Genomic DNA, 16163 nt, shown 5'->3' on the forward strand with positions numbered 1-16163 from the left:
AGTCGCCGCAGGAGTTTGAGGACAAGTTCAAACGCCAGACAACCTTAATACCTGTCTGAAAAAACTTGACCACTACAGGGTGAGGCGTTGAGCATCTGCTTGCCGACAGGTCGCAATTTGCACCGCTGGCCCTCTCCCCCGGCCCCTCTCCCGCCATGGCGGGAGAGGGGAGACAACAGGCGGTGGCGTTCAGGCTCTACCGCTGGTTTTTGCTTCCCCTCTTCAGACCTTGCCGCTGGTTTTTGCTCCCCTCTCCCGCCGTGGCGGGAGAGGGGAGACAACCGAACGCGGCGTTCGGGCTGAGCGGCCTCACTGCGCAGCCGGCGGGCTCGTCGATGCCGACGCTGACGGTGGCAGCGTTGCCCGTGCGTCGCCGACCATCCCGGCATCGCGCACGTCGGTCGGCACGGCGGGCCAGCCGCCGCCTAGCGACTTGTAAAGCCCTGCGGCGCTGGTCAGCACGTCGACCTGGCCCTGGATGGCGGCCAGTTGCACCGTAAATAGCTTCTGCCGCGCGTCGGTGACTTCGAGGTAGCTCGAATAGCCGCCCTCGTAGCGCGCGTTCGCCTGATCGGCGTAGATCGTCAGGCTCTGCTCCTGCTTGCGCAGGCTGGTAAGCCGGTTGCGGGTTTCCACGCCCGAGGCGAGCGATGTGTTCACGTCGGCCAGTGCGTTGATGACGCTGGACTGGTAGCCGAGCATGGCCTGCGCGCTGACGGCCTCGGCCGCGTTCACCTGGCCGCGGATGGCGCCGCCCTGGAACACCGGCTGGGTCAGGCCCGCGCCGAAGCCCCAGATCTGCGATGCGCTCTGCCAGAGCGCGCCTGGCGACGTTGCCAGCGCGCCGAAGAAGCCCGACAGGTTGACCGATGGCAGGAACAGCGCCCGCGCGGCGCCCACCTGGGCGTTGGCGGACACGGCCTGCTGCTCGGCCTGCAGGATGTCGGGCCGCCGGGCCAGCAGCGCCGCCGGGAGGTCGGCCCCCACGGCCGGAGCCTGGAGTTCGGTGATGGTCGCGCCGCGTTCCACCGGGCCCGGCTCGCGGCCTAGCAGGTACGACAGCGCGTTCTCGGTCTGGGCGATCGACGCGCGCAGCGACGGGATCGTCGCCTCGGCCGAGTAGTAGTCGTTCTCGGACTGCGCCAGTTCCACCTGCGAGATCACGCCGCCTTCGTAGCGTTGCCGGAAGATGTCCAGCGCCTGGCCGCGCGTGGTCAGCGTCTGCTGGGCCACCTCCAACTGGGCGTCGAGCCCGCGCAGCGTGGCGTAGCCCTGCACCACCGCCGCCGCCAGCGACAGCACCACGCCGCGCCGCGTGTATTCGGCGTTCCACAGGTCCGCCTGCGCGGCCTCGGCCTGGCGGCGGATGCGGCCCCACAGGTCGATCTCCCAGCTCGCGTTGAGCAGCGCCTCGTAGCTGTTCTGCGGGCCGCCGAACGACTGGAACGGCGTGCCGTTGAACGATCCGCTCTTCTGTCGTGCCGCCGATGCCGTGGCGTTGAGCTGCGGATAGAGGCCCGAGCGCGCGATCATCAGCCGGGCGCGGAACTCGTCGATGCGGGCCGATGCGATGCGCGCGTCGTAGTTGTTGCGCAGCGCGGTCTCGACCATCGCGGTCAGCACCGGGTCGTTGAACGCGTTCCACCAGTCGCCGTCGGCGGCCACGGTCAGCAGGCCGGTGTCGAGCCGGTAGGCCGGCGGCTGCGCCACCTCGGGGCGTTCGTAGTCGGGTCCGATGGCGCAGCCCGTCATCAGGCCCGCGCCCAGGGCCATCGCCACGCAGCGGCAGGTACGGTTGGTCATGATAGTTCTCCTGCGGGAGGCGTGGGCGGCGTGGTGGGGGTGGTGGCGGCTTCCGGCGTGCGCCGGCGCTTGCGGGCAGCCCACTTGTCCGCTGCGGTGCCGACGAGCCACGAGAACAACGGTACGAACAGCAGCGCCAGCGTGGTGGCCGCGATCATGCCGCCGATGATGCCGGTGCCGATGGAATGGCGCGAGTTCGAGCCCGCGCCCGACGCGATGAACAGCGGCACCGCGCCCAGGATGAACGCCAGCGACGTCATCACGATCGGGCGCAGCCGCAGCTTGGCGGCCTCCACGGCCGCGTCGGCGTGCGACAGCCCTTCCTTGTGCTTCATCACCGCGAACTCGACGATCAGGATCGCGTTCTTGGCCGCCAACCCGATCAGCGTGACCAGCCCGATCTGGAAGTACACGTCGTTCGACAGCCCGCGCAGCAGGATGGCCAGCAGCGCGCCGAAGATGCCGAACGGCACGGCGGTCAGGATCGACAGCGGCAGCGACCACGACTCGTACTGCGCGGCCAGGATCAGGAACACCATGACGATGCCGAACACGAACACGATGGTGGTGGTGTTGCCCGATTTCTTCTGCTCGAACGCCTCGCCGCTCCACGCAAAGCCGTAGCCGGCCGGCAGCGTCTCGCGCGCCACGGCCTCCATGGCGGCCAGCGCCTGGCCCGAGCTGTAGCCGGGCGCGGCGTCGCCGGTGATCTTGGCGGCCGGGAAGTTGTTGAAGCGCGACAGCAGGTCTGGCCCGCTGCCGTAGCGGTTCAGCAGCAGGCCGGAGACCGGCACCATCTTGTCGTCGCGGCCGCGCACGTACAGGTACTCCAGGTCATTCGGCGTGCCGCGGAACTGCGGCTCGGCCTGCAGGATCACCTGCCAGACGCGGCTGTACTGCGAGAACTGGCTCACGTAGAGCGATCCGAACTGCGTCTGCAGCGTGCCGTAGACATCGGCAATCGGCACGCCCATGGTCTCGGCCTTCTCCTTGTCCACCTCCACGCGCATCTGGCGCGATGCCGACTGGATGGTGCTGGTCAGGCGCCCCAGCTCCGGATGACCGGCCGCCGCCTTGATGAACTTGCGCGTCGCGGCTTCCAGCTCGGCCGTGTTGCCGGTGCCCCGGCTCTGCACCCAGAACTCGAACCCGCCCTGCGAGCCCAGCCCCGGGATCGACGGCGGGTTCACAGGGATGATGACGGCCTCGGGAATGGCCCGCAGCTTCGGCGTCATGGCCTGCAGCATGGCCGGCACGCCCAGGTCGGCCGTGTCACGCTGCCTGAAGCTCTTCATGCCGACGAAGACCGTGCCGGCGTTGGTCTTGTACTGGCTGTCGATGAAGCTGTAGCCGGACAGCGCCGAGGCGTCCTCCACGGCCGGGTGCTCGCGGAACATGGCCGCCACCTGCTCGGTCACCTTCTCGGTCCGGTCCAGGCTGGCCGAGTCCGGCATGATCACGGCCACCAGCACGTAGCCCTGGTCCTCGGCCGGCACGAACGCGGTGGGGATGCGCGAGAACATCTGCCAGACCGCGACGATCATCACCGCGAACAGCACCAGCGCCAGCACCACGCGGCGCATGAACCCGCGCACCCAGTTGCCGTAGTGGTGCACCAGCCGGTCGAATTTGGTGTTGAACCAGACGAAGCCGCGCCATGGCGTGTGGTGGCCGGGCTTGAGGATCATGGCGGCCAGCGCGGGCGACAGCGTCAGCGCGCAGAAGCCCGAGATCACCACCGACACGACGATCGTCAGCGCGAACTGCCGGTAGAGCTGGCCCGTGGTGCCCGAGACGAATGCCACCGGGATGAACACGGCCGACAGCACCAGCACGATGGCGATGACCGGGCCGGTCACCTCCTCCATCGCGCGCAGCGTGGCGTCACGCGGCGACAGGTGAAATTCGGACATGTTGCGCTCGACGTTCTCGACCACCACGATGGCGTCGTCCACCACGATGCCGATGGCCAGCACCAGCGCGAACAGCGTGAGCAGGTTGATCGAGAAACCCAGCGCCAGCAGCCCGGCAAAGGTGCCGATGATCGACACGAACACGGCCAGCACCGGGATCACCGTGGCGCGGAAGTTCTGCAGGAAGATGAAGACCACCAGCACCACCAGGATCACGGCCTCCACCAGCGTGTGGACCACTTCCTCGATCGACGCGCTGACGAACTCCGTGGTATCCAGCGACACCTTGTAGGCCATGCCGGCCGGGAACGTCTTCGACATCTCGTCGAGCGTCTGCTTGACGTCCTTCGCCACCTGGATCGCGTTGGAGCCGGGCTGCTGGTAGACCGCGATGATCGTCGCCGCCTTGCTGTTCAGCGACGAGCGCAGCGTGTACTGCTGCTGGCCGATCTCGGCGTGGCCCACGTCGCGCAGCCGCACGATGGCGGCGCCCTGGCTGTCGGCGCGCAGGATGATGTTGTCGAACTGCTCGGGCGTGGTCAGCCGCCCCGGCGTGACCAGCGGGAACGACAGCTCCACCGGGCGCGCGTTGGGCGCCTGCCCCACGCTGCCGGCGCCGAACTGCTCGTTCTGGCTCTGCACGGCGCGCTGCACGTCCTGCGCGGTGATGCCCAGCGCGGCCATGCGGTCCGGGCGCAGCCAGATCCGCATGGCCAGGTCCGCCGAGCCCATGATCTGCGCCTGGTTGGCGCCGTTCACGCGCTTGATGGCGTCCAGCACGTACAGGTTGGCGTAGTTGTTGATGTACTGCTGGTCGAAGCGGCCGTCCGGCGAGTACACGGCGATCAGCAGCAGGAAGCTCGACGACCGCTTCTGCACGTTGATGCCGGTCTTCTGCACCGTGTCGGGCAACTGCGGCAGCGCCAGGTTCACGCGGTTCTGCACCTGCACCTGCGCGGTGTCCGGGTCCGTGCCGATGTCGAAATAGACGTTCAGGGTCATCGACCCCGTGGGCGACGACGTGGACTGCATGTAGATCATGTTGTCCGCGCCGTTGACCTGGGTCTCGATCGGCGCGGCCACGGTCTGGGCCACGGTGTCGGAGTCGGCGCCCGCGTAGGTGGCGCTGACCGTCACCTGGGGCGGCGTGATGTCCGGGTACTGGGCGATGGGCAGCGCGAACATCGCCACCCCGCCGCCGATGACGATGATCAGCGACACCACCATCGCGAAGATGGGCCGGTTGACGCAGAAGGCTGAGAGCATGGCGGCCTCCGGCTCAGGTCCTGGCGGCCGGCGCCGAGGCCGGGGCGGCACCGGGCGCCGACGCACCGGGCACGCCCGGCGCACCCGACGCACCCGATGCGCCCGACGCTGGCCGGCTGCCCTCGCCCACGGCCGCCAGCGGCGCCTCGCCGGTCACGCGCACCGGCGCGCCCTCGGTCAGCTTGCCGGCGCCGTCCACCACCACCACCTCGCCCGGCTGCAGGCCCTTGGCGATGCGCCACATCGACCCGGACAGCTCGCCCACCATCACCGGGCGCGGCAACGCCTTGTTGTCCTTGTCGACGACGAACACGACGTCGCCCTTGGGCCCGTGCATGACCGCGCGCTGCGGCACCACGATGGCACCGGGCCGCCGCGCGCCTTCCACCAGCACGCGCACGAACTGGCCGGGGCGCAGCACGCCGTCCGGGTTGGGCATCAACGCGCGCACCAGGAACGTGCCGGTCTTCTCGTTGTAGGTGGCGTCGGCAAACGTGATGCGGCCCTTGTGCGGGTACGCGCTGCCGTCGGCCATGACCACGGTCACGGTGTAGTGCTGGTCATCGGGCACGACCAGCGACTTGTCCTGGCGCTGGGCGCGGAACTGCAGCGTCTGCGGCTCCGACACGCTGAAGTTGATCCGCATCGGCTGCAGCGTCGATACCGTCGTCAGCAGGCTGTTGGTGGTGCTGACGTAGGCACCTTCGGGCAGCACCGCGAAGCTGGACACGCCGTCCACGGGCGAGCGCACGTAGGTGTACGACAGGTTGAGCTGCTGGGTCTCCACCTCGGCGGTGGCCTGCTCCACGCCGGCCGACGCCTCGTGGAAGTTGCCGGTGGCGTCGTCCAGGTCCTTCTGCGACAGGGCGTTGCGCTCGGCCAGCGGCTTCACGCGCGACAGGTTGGCGCGCGCCACCTCCAGCCGGGCCTTCTGCTGCTGCAACTGCGCGCGGGCCGCGTCGAGCTGGGCCTGGAACGGCTTGTGGTCGATCTCGAACAGCAGCTGGTTGGCCTTGACCACCGAGCCTTCGGTGTAGTTGCGCTTGACCAGGAAGCCCGCCACGCGGGCGCGGATGTCGACGGCCTGGTCGCTCTGCGTCTGGCCGACGAAGTCGAACGTCACGGGCAGGTCCTGCGCACGGGTCTGGAAGACCTGCACCGGCACCGGCTGCTGCGCCGCGGGCGGCGGCTCGGACTTGCCGCACGCCGCCAGCAAGACCATCGTCGTTACCAGACCCGCGAACCGGCGCACGCGCGCCGCCTGCACTGCCCTAGTCATCCGCCGCTCCCCTGTGGACCAGGCACGCGGACCGCGCCCGTGTAGTCGGCAGGTTATGTCCGCACAAAGTCTGCGGCCAATGAATCTTTTATTCGGGACGTTAAGGGAAATCGTCGATTCCGCCGCGGCCCCGGGCGCCGTCTTCGCCCCCTCCCCTTCCGCGCCTTCCCCCTAGCGCCGGAACCCGTGGAACCGGCCGCCACCTCCGCCAAACCGCCCGCCGCCCGCGAAGCGGCCCTGCCATTGCTGCGCCGCCGCGTTGCCAAAGCGCTGCTGGCCAAGCTGGCGCGCCTGCCGCTGCTGGTCCAGCCGGCCCTGCATGTCCTGGTTGGGCTGCACCGGCTCCCAGCCGTTGCCGGTGTGCTTCTGCCAGCCGTCGTCGGTGTGCTGGTAGACGTTGCCGTCATGACCAGCATAGACATTGCCGTTGTTCCATACCACGGCGTTGTCCTTGTTCGGATTGGCCACGAAGCCACGGCTGCCGGCCGCGTACTGGCCGGTCTGCGTGTTGCCCGCGATGCCGGCCTCGCCGGCCGCCACGCGGCCGGTCTGCGCGTTGTAGCCCGCCGCCTGCCGGCCGGCCGCCACGTTGCCGGTGTATTCGTTGCCCACCACGCCGCCGCGCGCCGCCCCCTCGCGGCCGGTGGACGGGTTGGCGAACGACCCCTGGCGCCCCGCCGCGTAGTTGCCCGAGTACGGGTTGAAGGCCGCGCCCTGGCTGCCCTGGAAGCGGGCGCCGGTGGCGGCGTTGTAGCCGGCGCCGGCGGTGCCGCGCCACTGGGTACCCGTCCACGCGTTCCAGCCTTCCGCATGGGTCACGGTGCCCTGCCCCCATCGGCCGTAGAAATTGGCCTGGTTGATGTTGACGAAGCTGGCGCCGCCGTACCAGAACGGGCCCCAGTACGGCACCGCCGCGCCCCAGATGGCGCCGGCCGCGAAGCCGAACGCAAACCCTTCGGCCACGCCGATGCCAAAGCCGGCCCCATAGCCGTACGTCACCGGATAGCCGTAGTAATAGGTGCCGACGTAGGGCGGGTAGACGTAGCCGGTGCCGTAGACCACGGTGCCGTCGGGATTGACCACCACGCCCAGGTAGCCGGGCGTGTAGCCCACCACCACGGTCGTCGGCGTGACCGAGTAGATCCGCACGTAGGTCACGTAGTACAGCGGCGAGCTGGGCGGGATCGTGTAGATGGCCGACGGGACCTCGGTGGCCACCTGCCACGGGCCGCCGGGCACGCTGGCCGTGAACCAGACGCCGTTGACCACGGCGTAGTAGTGCGACGGGTCGACCTCGATCACCGGGGTGCCGGTGTTGGCCGCGTAGCGCAGCGACGTGCCCGGGATCGACTCGAACCTGGGGGTGCCGTCGTAGGTGATGGCCGCCACGGCCTTGCTGCGCGAGACCGACGCGGTCTGCGGGATCGTCGCGGCAATCTCGGCCTCGCGCGCCTGCGGCGTGCCCGGCACCGACACCAGCACGTTGGCCTTGGGGTCCTGCGGCGAGATCCGCGCGAATTCGGCCGGCAACTGGGCGCCCGGCACGAATTCCCACGGGCCGTTGAGCATGGCCGCGCGGAACCAGCGGCCCGACAGCAGCACGTAGGTCTGGTTGCTCGACGGGTCGATGAAGACCGCGTGGTCGGCGTTCGACATCGTCAGCAGCCCGGTGCCGGCCACCGGCGTCATCTGCGGCTCGCCCGAGGTCAGGATCAGCTCGGCCGGGCGCGTGGCCATCAGCACGGCGGGCGGGCGCGGCGGCGTCTTGCCGTCGGCGGGCAGCATCGGATCGGGCCGGGCCCCGTCCTTGGCGGCCTTGATGCGGCTGGCGGCGCCCAGCACCGGGGCGGGCGGGTTCTGCACCGGCTCCCACGTGCCGCCGGCCGATTCCGAGCGGTACCAGTAGCCGGCCGCCTGCAGCCACAGCTCGCCGCCGCCGTCGCGCAGCAGCAGCGCGCGGCTGTTGATGGCGCGCTCGAACGGGGTGCCGGGTACGTCGCGCCACGCCGGATCGCCATCGACATGCACCAGCAGGGTGGGCGTGGTGGCGAACAGGATCTGCGGCGCGTCGTTCTTGACCGGCACGCGCGCCGCCCGGGCCAGTTGCTGCGAGACGGCGTAGCTGGCCTGCAGTTCTTCCAGCGGCACGGTCAGGCCCGGCGCGGCCACGCGGTCGATCAGCGCCTGGCGCAGCTTGTCGGCGGCTTGGGGGCGGGTGGGCACGTCCACGCTGTCGATGCGGATGTTCGACAGCTGGACCAGCGACGACGGCTTGTCGATGTCGGCCATGGCCGAGAACCGCGCCACGCCGTAGACCGGCGTGCCTTCGCGGGGCCCGATTGCCACGGCGGCGCGGCCGGAGAGCCGGTTGCCTTCCCATTTCTCGATCTCGGGCTGGTACAGCTCCACCTGTTCGCCGGCGGCCTCGAAGTGGCGCGGCCACGTGAGCGGGGCCAGCTTCTGGGCGGCCCCGGCCTGGGAGGCCGGCCGCGCGGCTAGTGTGGGCGGCGCGGCGGCCGCGAGCAGCGCGACGGCAATCAGGACCCGGCCAAGCGGGCGAGGCGTGGCAAAAGACATGGAAGCTCCGGCAATCGGCGACAACTCAATCTAAATTAGTGGGGTTGCCGGAACAATGTGGGACGAAAACATTCAGGAGCTTTCCGTAAAACGGACAGATCACTTTTAGGCTGTCCGAGGGCGGGGAGCGCCGGTATCGTCCCAGGGGCCAGGTTGCGAATTCGTCATCCGGCCCTTGAAGCCTGCCCGGCACAGCCTCACCTACACCCGAATCCGACTCCGCCCCCCCTGCCATGAGTACCAGGCGCTCCCGCCGTTCCCTGCTCGTTCCCACCGCCATCGTTGGCCTGCTGCACGCCTATATCGGCGCCCGGCTGCTGCCCGCCCTGCCACTGCCGATGGCCGTCCACGCGCTGGCCGTGCTGTGGCTGGTGGCGTCGGCCCTGTTGATCCCGGCCGCGCTGATGGCGCGGCGCCTGGCCGGCGGCTGGGCCGACAAGCTGAGCTGGACCGGCATGCTCGCGATGGGATTTTTCTCATCGCTGCTGGTCCTGACCTTTGCGCGCGACCTGTTCCTGCTGGTGGCGATGCTGGCGGGCTGGCAGCCGGCCGGGCTGGCGTTCTACAGCGCCACGGCCGTGGTCGGGCTGTCCGTCGCCGTGTCGGTCATCGGTTACTTCAACGCGCGCGGGCTGGCGCGGGTCAAGCGGGTGGACGTGCCGATCGCCGGGCTGCCCGAGGCGTTCCACGGCTTCACGATTGCCCAGATCAGCGACATCCACGTGGGGCCGACGATCAAGGCGCCCTACCTGGACCGCATTGTCGACACCGTGAACGGGCTCAAGCCCGACGCCATCGCCGTGACCGGCGACCTGGTGGACGGGTCGGTGCGCGAGCTGGCGCCCCACACGGCGCCGTTCGCGCGGCTGTCGGCCCCGCATGGCGCCTACGTGGTGACCGGCAACCATGAGTACTACTCGGGCGCGGAGTCGTGGATTGAGGAACTGACGCGGCTGGGACTGCGGGTGCTGATGAACGAGCACGTGGTGGTGGCGCGCGGCGAGGCGTCGCTGGTGCTCGGCGGCGTGACCGATTTCACGGCGAGCGGCTTCATCGAGAGCCATCGCAGCGACCCGGCAAAGGCGCTGGACGGCGCCCCGGCCGGCGCCGCGGCCCGCGTGCTGTTTGCCCACCAGCCGCGCTCGGCCCCGGCGGCGGCGGCGGCCGGCTTCGACCTGCAGTTGTCGGGACACACCCATGGCGGCCAGTTCTGGCCCTGGAACCTGTTCGTGCCGATGCAGCAGCCCTATGTGCATGGGCTGAACCGGCACGACAACATGTGGATCTACGTGAGCCGCGGAACGGGCTACTGGGGTCCGCCGAAGCGGTTCGGGGCGCCGTCCGAGATCACGCTGGTACGGCTGGTGAAGGGTAAGGCGGAGGGGTAAGGCGGAGGGGTAAGGCGGTGCCGGTGTCTCCCGCTCCCGCAGGGCGGGAGACACCGGTTTCGCCGATCAGCGCGAGATCGGCTTGTAGCGGATGCGCTTCGGCTTGGCGGCTTCCTCGCCCAGGCGCTTCTTCTTGTCGGCTTCGTATTCCTGGTAGTTGCCGGGGAAGAACTCCACGTGCGAGTCGCCTTCGAACGCCAGGATGTGGGTGGCGATGCGGTCCAGGAACCAGCGGTCGTGGGAGATCACCATGACGCAGCCGGCGAACTCCAGCAGCGCGTCTTCCAGCGCGCGCAGCGTTTCCACGTCGAGGTCGTTCGACGGTTCATCCAGCAGCAGCACGTTGCCGCCCGCGATCAGCGTCTTGGCCATGTGCAGCCGGCCGCGCTCGCCGCCTGACAGCGTGCCCACGGTCTTCTGCTGGTCGCCGCCCTTGAAGTTGAAGCGGCCGATGTAGGCGCGCGACGGCGTCTCGTACTTGCCCACGGTCAGGATGTCCGACCCGCCCGAGATTTCCTCGAACACGGTCTTGTTGCCGTCCAGCGCGTCGCGGCTCTGGTCGACGAACGCCATCTTGACCGTCGGCCCGATCTTGATCTCGCCGCTATCCGGCTGCTCCTTGCCGGTCAGCATCTTGAAGAAGGTGGACTTGCCGGCGCCGTTCGGGCCGATGATGCCGACGATGGCGCCCGGCGGCACCTTGAAGCTCAGGTTCTCGATCAGCATGCGGTCGCCAAACCCCTTGCTGACGTTGTCGAACTCGATCACCTCGTTGCCCAGGCGCTCGCCCACCGGGATGAAGATTTCCTGGGTTTCGTTGCGCTTCTGGTATTCCTGGCTGTTCAGCTCGTCAAAGCGGGCCAGACGCGCCTTGGACTTGGCCTGGCGGCCCTTCGGGTTCTGGCGCACCCATTCCAGTTCCTTGTTCAGCGCCTTCTGGCGGGCCGATTCGCTGGCCTCTTCCTGCTTCAGGCGGTTTTCCTTCTGCTCCAGCCACGAGCTGTAGTTGCCCTTCCACGGAATGCCGTGGCCGCGGTCCAGTTCCAGGATCCACTCGGCGGCGTTGTCCAGGAAGTAGCGGTCGTGGGTGACGGCCACCACGGTGCCGGGGAAGCGCGTGAGGAACTGTTCGAGCCAGTCCACCGATTCGGCGTCGAGGTGGTTGGTGGGTTCGTCGAGCAGCAGCATGTCGGGGCGCGACAGCAGCAGGCGGCACAGCGCCACGCGGCGCTTCTCGCCGCCCGACAGGTGCCCGATCTTGGCGTCCCACGGCGGCAGGCGCAGCGCATCGGCGGCGATGTCGAGCTGGAGCTCGGCGTTGTTGCCGTCGCTGGCGGCCAGGATCGCCTCGTACTTGGCCTGGTCGGCGGCCAGCGCGTCAAAGTCGGCGTCCGGCTCGGCGTAGGCCGCGTAGATCTCGTCGAGCTTCTTGCGCGCCTCGAACACGCCGCCCAGGGCCTCTTCGACCGATTCGCGCACGGTCTGCTCGGGGTCGAGCTGCGGCTCCTGCGGCAGGTAGCCGATGTTCAGGTTCGGCATCGGCGTGGCTTCGCCCTCGATCTCCTTGTCGAGGCCGGCCATGATCTTCAGCAGCGTGGACTTGCCCGAGCCGTTCAGGCCCAGCACGCCGATCTTGGCGCCGGGGAAGAACGACAGCGAGATGTCCTTGAGAATGTGACGCTTGGGCGGAACGATCTTGCCCACGCGGTTCATGGTGAAAACGTACTGTGCCATGAGGACCTGTTCGGTTTGGATTCGGTTGGGATTCGGGGAATGGCGGCAGTGTAGCAAACGGGCCGGCGGGCGATGGGGCGTCCCACGCCGGTCGGGCGGCGCCGGTACAATGCCGGGTTCCGCCTCGCGCGCCGTTTTCAGCCGAATCCCATGAGCAAACCCGCCCTGACCCTGAAGTTCAAGTGCAAGAAGTGCACCAAACCCGTCACGCTGTACCTGCAGAAGACGTCGGCCTGCTCGCACATCACGCCGTACCAGGGCTTCTGCAAGTGTGGCGAGATGATGCGCCACGCCACCGGCGACAAGGACGCCGTCGATTCCTTCGTGAACTCGCTGGACAACAGCTGGATGCACCACCACCATCACCACCACTGACCCGGCCGTGAACCAGGACTGGCGGCCGGGCGCCAAGGACCCGATGCGATTCCTGGGCGGCTATCCGCCCAACGTGCTCGACCAGGTGCGCGCCGCGATGGCGGCCGGCACGCTGGGCGACCACCTGGCGCGCTGCTATCCCGACCGGCACCTGGTCCAGACCGACCGCGCCCTCTACGACTACACCACCGAGATCAAGCAGGAATACCTGCGCAGCGCCCCGCCGCTGCACAAGGTGGGCTACGACGCCCGGCTGGACACGGCGCAGCATGCGCTGGGCCTGCATACGGCAATCTCGCGCGTGCAGGGCGGCAAGCTGAAGGCGAAGAAGGAAATCCGCGTGGCGTCGCTATTCAAGGACGCGCCGGCCGACTTCCTGCGGATGATCGTGGTGCACGAGCTGGCGCACCTCAAGGAATCGGATCACAACAAGGCGTTCTACCGGCTCTGCGAGCATATGGAGCCGCGCTATCACCAGCTGGAGTTCGATACCCGGCTGTACCTGGCGTGGCGCGAGATGGAGCGGGGGCCGGCGCAGGCTTAGGCCGCCGGTCCGCGCCCCTGGCCCTGAACTTCATCGGACCGGGGGCGGGCGCGATTACCGCGTCCGTTCAGTCGCAGCTATAGCGGAACTTGTCGTTCAGCGCCAGCGGCAGCACCAGCGTCCGCAGGTTCAGCGCCCTGGCCTTGGCGCAGAGCTTCTGGCGCGTGGTGGCGTCCTTCCATTTCGCCTGGTACTCGACGTTGAACACAGGCTTGCCCTGCACCGTGAACGCCGAATAGCCGCTGCACTCGTTGTACTGGAAGCACTGCTCGTTGACCGCGAAGTCGAACGACGACGCCAGGTCGGCCAGTTGCGCGACGGCGTTCTTCAGCCCGATCGCCAGGCCCCGCGCGTGCGCCTGGTCGGCCAGGAAGCGGTTGTAGTTGAGCTGCGTGGCGGCCGTCAGCGGCAGGCCCGGGTTGTTGGTGTAGCCATCGACATTGTCGGCATCCACGCCGTCGCAGCCCTTGGACTTCGCCAAGTCCATGCGCGCCTGCATGATCGCCCGCACGTTGGCCGAGCGGGTATCGAGCCAGCGCTCGCCCGCCCAGCCGTCCAGCGCGTTGCCCATGTCGGACGGCTTGAACTTCGAATAGTCGGGCCGCCAGTTCTCGCTGCTGCCCGCCGAGAAATAGCACACCACGCGCTTGCCCTGCGCCTTGAGCGCGTTGATGGTGGCCTGTGGCGTATCGAACAGGTCGATGTCGTAGACCGCCACGTTGTAGCTGGTGTTGATCGTGCCCTGGAGCTGGAGCTGCCAGGTGTCGTTCAGCGACGGCATCCAGCGCGTGGTGGCGGTGTCCACGGTGGTGACGGCCGTCGGCGCCAGCGTGGTGGCTTCGGACACCCGCACCACGGACCCGCCGTCGTCGTCGCCGCCTCCGCCGCAGGCGGCGAGCGTGGCGACGAGGGTTGCCGCGGCCAGTCGCGCAAGGCGGCGGCCTGCCAGTTTGCTATGCATGTTTGACCTCTCCTGTTGTACCCAACAAAAAATGAACGACGGATATGTTTTGCCCTTTTCAGGAAGGGTCGATGTTCCGCGTGTGCGGATTATGCGCGAGGCAGGCGCCGATGCCATCACCCTGTCATCGGACACCGCAACCCTTGACGGACCTGCCCCCCTCACCGTTATCGGACCCCCGGCGGCGTTCTGAAGCGGCACCCGGCCGCCCCCCGGCGGCCCCGGCAATGACTCCATGACGAGTCATTCCGTAACTAAAGCGACACATTCCCTCCTTAGTATCTGGCCGGCTAATCCCTACGGCACCGTCCGCACGGCGGCCGCCCCCACAAAAATCTGGAGGAATCCATCCATGTCGTACATCACCGACAAGCTCCGCGCGCCGCGCCGCGACGCCGAGGGCAACAAGACCGTCCCGGGTCAGACGCTGGAAGAACTGGTGGCCGCCAACCCCGCACGCCGCCGCGTGCTGCGTGGCAGCCTGGGCGTCTCGCTGCTGTCCGCGTTCGGCGGCGGCACCCTGCTGGCTGCCTGCGGCGGCGATGACGACAACGGCGCCGCGCCGGCCCCGTCGCCCGCGCCGGCACCTGCCCCGGCCCCCGCGCCCGCCCCGGCACCGGGCCAGCAGCCGCTGGACTACAGCGTCAACTTCCAGTCGCTGCCGTCGAAGATCACGGCCAACCAGGTGACCGTGCCGGACACGTATGAAACGTACGTCCTGTTCTCGGCCGGCGACCCCGTCGCGGCAGGCGCGGCCGGCTACAAGGGCGCGTTCCAGACGTCGATGGAGACCGAGCAGCAGGCCGGCGGCAACCACGACGGCATGCATTTCTTCGAGATCCCGGGCGTCGATCCGCAAAAGGGCGGCCTGCTGGTGATGAACCACGAGGCCCCCGACGCGGCCATCCTGCTGCCCACCGCCTACAACGCCGCCACGGCCACGCCGGAGCAGAAGCGCGTGGTGCTGTCGTCGGTCGGCGTCTCGGTCATCGAGGTGGAACTGGTGGCCGGCAAGTGGCAGGTCAAGCGCAACTCGCTCTACAACAAGCGCTACTCGGGCAACACGGCCTACCGTGTCTCGGGCCCGGCCGCCAGCGCGGTGGGCCCGGTGGTTATCGGCACGCTGAACAACTGCTCCAGCGGCCATACGCCGTGGGGCACGTACCTGACCTGCGAGGAAACCACCGACAACTACCTGGACCCGACCCAGCCCGACGAGGGCTACGGCTGGGTGGTGGAAATCGACCCGCTGCAGCAACTGTCCGGCCTGCCGGTCAAGCGCACCGCGATGGGCCGCTTTGACCACGAGAACACCGCGTTCATGGCCGACGCCAGCAACCGCGTGGCGTTCTACATGGGTGACGACGGCACGCCGGGCTGCATCTACAAGTTCATCCCGTCGAGCGCGTTCGACGCGACCAACCGCCTGAACAACGCCAGCCTGCTCGACAACGGCACGCTGTACGCCGCCCGCTTCAACGCCGACGGCACCGGCGACTGGATCGAACTGACCCAGGGCAAGAACGGCCTGGTGGCCGGCGCATCGGACCCGGGCAACTGGACCCAGGCCGCCCCGGGCGCCACGACGCCGGTGGCCATCGACTTCAACACCCAGGCCGACGTGCTGATCAACACCAAGGCCGCCGCCCGCGTGGCCGGCGCCACGCTGATGGACCGCCCGGAGTGGATCACGGTGGGCCAGGACAAGACGATCTACTGCACGCTGACCAACAACGGCGGCCGCGTGCAGACCGACGCAGCCAACCCGCGCGCCACCAACCCGCACGGCCACATCGTGCGCTGGCGCGAGGACGCCGATTCGCCGCTGGCAACCAAGTTCAAGTGGGAAATCCTGCTGCTGGCCGGCGACCCGTCCATCGCCGCCGCCAACCAGAAGGGCAACATCGTCGGCTCGACGTTCAGCAGCCCGGACGGCATCCGCGTCGACCCCAAGGGCCGCCTGTGGATCCAGACCGACGCCGGCACGGGCTCGTCTGTCACCAGCATCTTCGGCGCCAACTCGATGCACTACCTGGACCAGACCACGCGCCAGACGCGCCGCATCCTGGTCGGCCCGGTAGGCTGCGAGATCACCGGCATCGCCTACACGCCGGACCTGACCACGTTCTTCATCAACATCCAGCACCCGACCGGCACCGGCGCCGCCGGCGGCAACTGGCCGGACGCCAACCTGCCGTCGCGCTCGTCGACGGTGGTGCTGCGGCACAAGGAAGGGAAGCCGGTGGGGGCTTGATGGGCTATGCCACGGGCCGGGTTGTTTGGCTCGTGGCTTGATGGTGGGAAAGCAAAAAAAGGCCACGCG

The 16163-nt window shown here is 68.7% G+C and carries 10 protein-coding genes; 4 read left to right on the forward strand and 6 right to left on the reverse strand.

Features of this window, described 5'->3' with window-relative positions; genetic code table 11:
- Positions 1 to 309 precede the first annotated feature (309 nt).
- The 4 genes from QTN24_RS22470 to QTN24_RS22485 all read right to left on the reverse strand — a co-directional run bounded on the left by QTN24_RS22470 (position 310) and on the right by QTN24_RS22485 (position 8838).
- On the reverse strand, positions 310 to 1803 hold the full coding sequence (locus QTN24_RS22470; protein ID WP_313839950.1) for an efflux transporter outer membrane subunit: 1494 nt from the start codon (positions 1801 to 1803) through the stop codon (positions 310 to 312).
- Positions 1800 to 4982, reverse strand: a complete 3183-nt coding sequence (locus QTN24_RS22475) for a multidrug efflux RND transporter permease subunit (RefSeq protein ID WP_313839952.1) — start codon at positions 4980 to 4982, stop codon at positions 1800 to 1802. The genes QTN24_RS22470 and QTN24_RS22475 overlap by 4 nt, the downstream gene beginning before the upstream one ends.
- A gap of 13 nt (positions 4983 to 4995) precedes the next feature.
- Positions 4996 to 6261: an efflux RND transporter periplasmic adaptor subunit gene (locus QTN24_RS22480; RefSeq protein ID WP_124683117.1), complete on the reverse strand. Its 1266-nt coding sequence runs from the start codon at positions 6259 to 6261 to the stop codon at positions 4996 to 4998.
- A 171-nt stretch (positions 6262 to 6432) separates the two neighbouring features.
- Positions 6433 to 8838 carry a carbohydrate-binding family V/XII gene (locus QTN24_RS22485; RefSeq protein WP_313839954.1) on the reverse strand — a complete coding sequence of 802 codons (2406 nt, stop codon included), beginning with the start codon at positions 8836 to 8838 and terminating at the stop codon, positions 6433 to 6435.
- Between the two features lie 233 nt (positions 8839 to 9071).
- On the opposite strand from QTN24_RS22485, the gene QTN24_RS22490 reads away from it, so the two are divergent.
- Entirely contained in the window at positions 9072 to 10226 is a 1155-nt protein-coding gene (locus tag QTN24_RS22490) for a metallophosphoesterase (RefSeq protein WP_313839956.1), read from the forward strand.
- Between the two features lie 66 nt (positions 10227 to 10292).
- Here QTN24_RS22490 and ettA read toward each other — a convergent pair whose 3' ends face one another.
- The gene (ettA, locus tag QTN24_RS22495) at positions 10293 to 11960 is read right to left on the reverse strand and encodes an energy-dependent translational throttle protein EttA (RefSeq protein ID WP_313839958.1); all 1668 of its coding nucleotides are present in this window, start codon (positions 11958 to 11960) and stop codon (positions 10293 to 10295) included.
- 150 nt (positions 11961 to 12110) lie between these two features.
- Here ettA and QTN24_RS22500 point away from each other — a divergent pair, with 150 nt between their 5' ends.
- Together QTN24_RS22500 and QTN24_RS22505 are read left to right on the forward strand one after the other, a co-directional pair.
- On the forward strand, positions 12111 to 12335 hold the full coding sequence (locus tag QTN24_RS22500; RefSeq protein WP_124683113.1) for a hypothetical protein: 225 nt from the start codon (positions 12111 to 12113) through the stop codon (positions 12333 to 12335).
- 43 nt (positions 12336 to 12378) lie between these two features.
- Entirely contained in the window at positions 12379 to 12879 is a 501-nt protein-coding gene (locus QTN24_RS22505; RefSeq protein WP_313839997.1) for a M48 family metallopeptidase, read from the forward strand.
- Positions 12880 to 12946: 67 nt separating this feature from the next.
- Here the strand turns inward: QTN24_RS22505 and QTN24_RS22510 are convergent, their stop codons facing one another.
- Complete coding sequence (locus tag QTN24_RS22510) at positions 12947 to 13840, reverse strand: endo alpha-1,4 polygalactosaminidase (RefSeq protein ID WP_313839959.1); 894 nt, start codon at positions 13838 to 13840, stop codon at positions 12947 to 12949.
- A 352-nt stretch (positions 13841 to 14192) separates the two neighbouring features.
- Between QTN24_RS22510 and QTN24_RS22515 the strand changes: the two genes are divergently transcribed.
- Positions 14193 to 16094: a PhoX family protein gene (locus tag QTN24_RS22515; protein WP_124683111.1), complete on the forward strand. Its 1902-nt coding sequence runs from the start codon at positions 14193 to 14195 to the stop codon at positions 16092 to 16094.
- Positions 16095 to 16163 lie beyond the last annotated feature (69 nt).

Origin of the sequence: Cupriavidus sp. SZY C1, assembly GCF_032190535.1 — a bacterium.
In the GTDB taxonomy this organism is placed as follows: Bacteria; Pseudomonadota; Gammaproteobacteria; order Burkholderiales; family Burkholderiaceae; genus Cupriavidus; species Cupriavidus pauculus_C.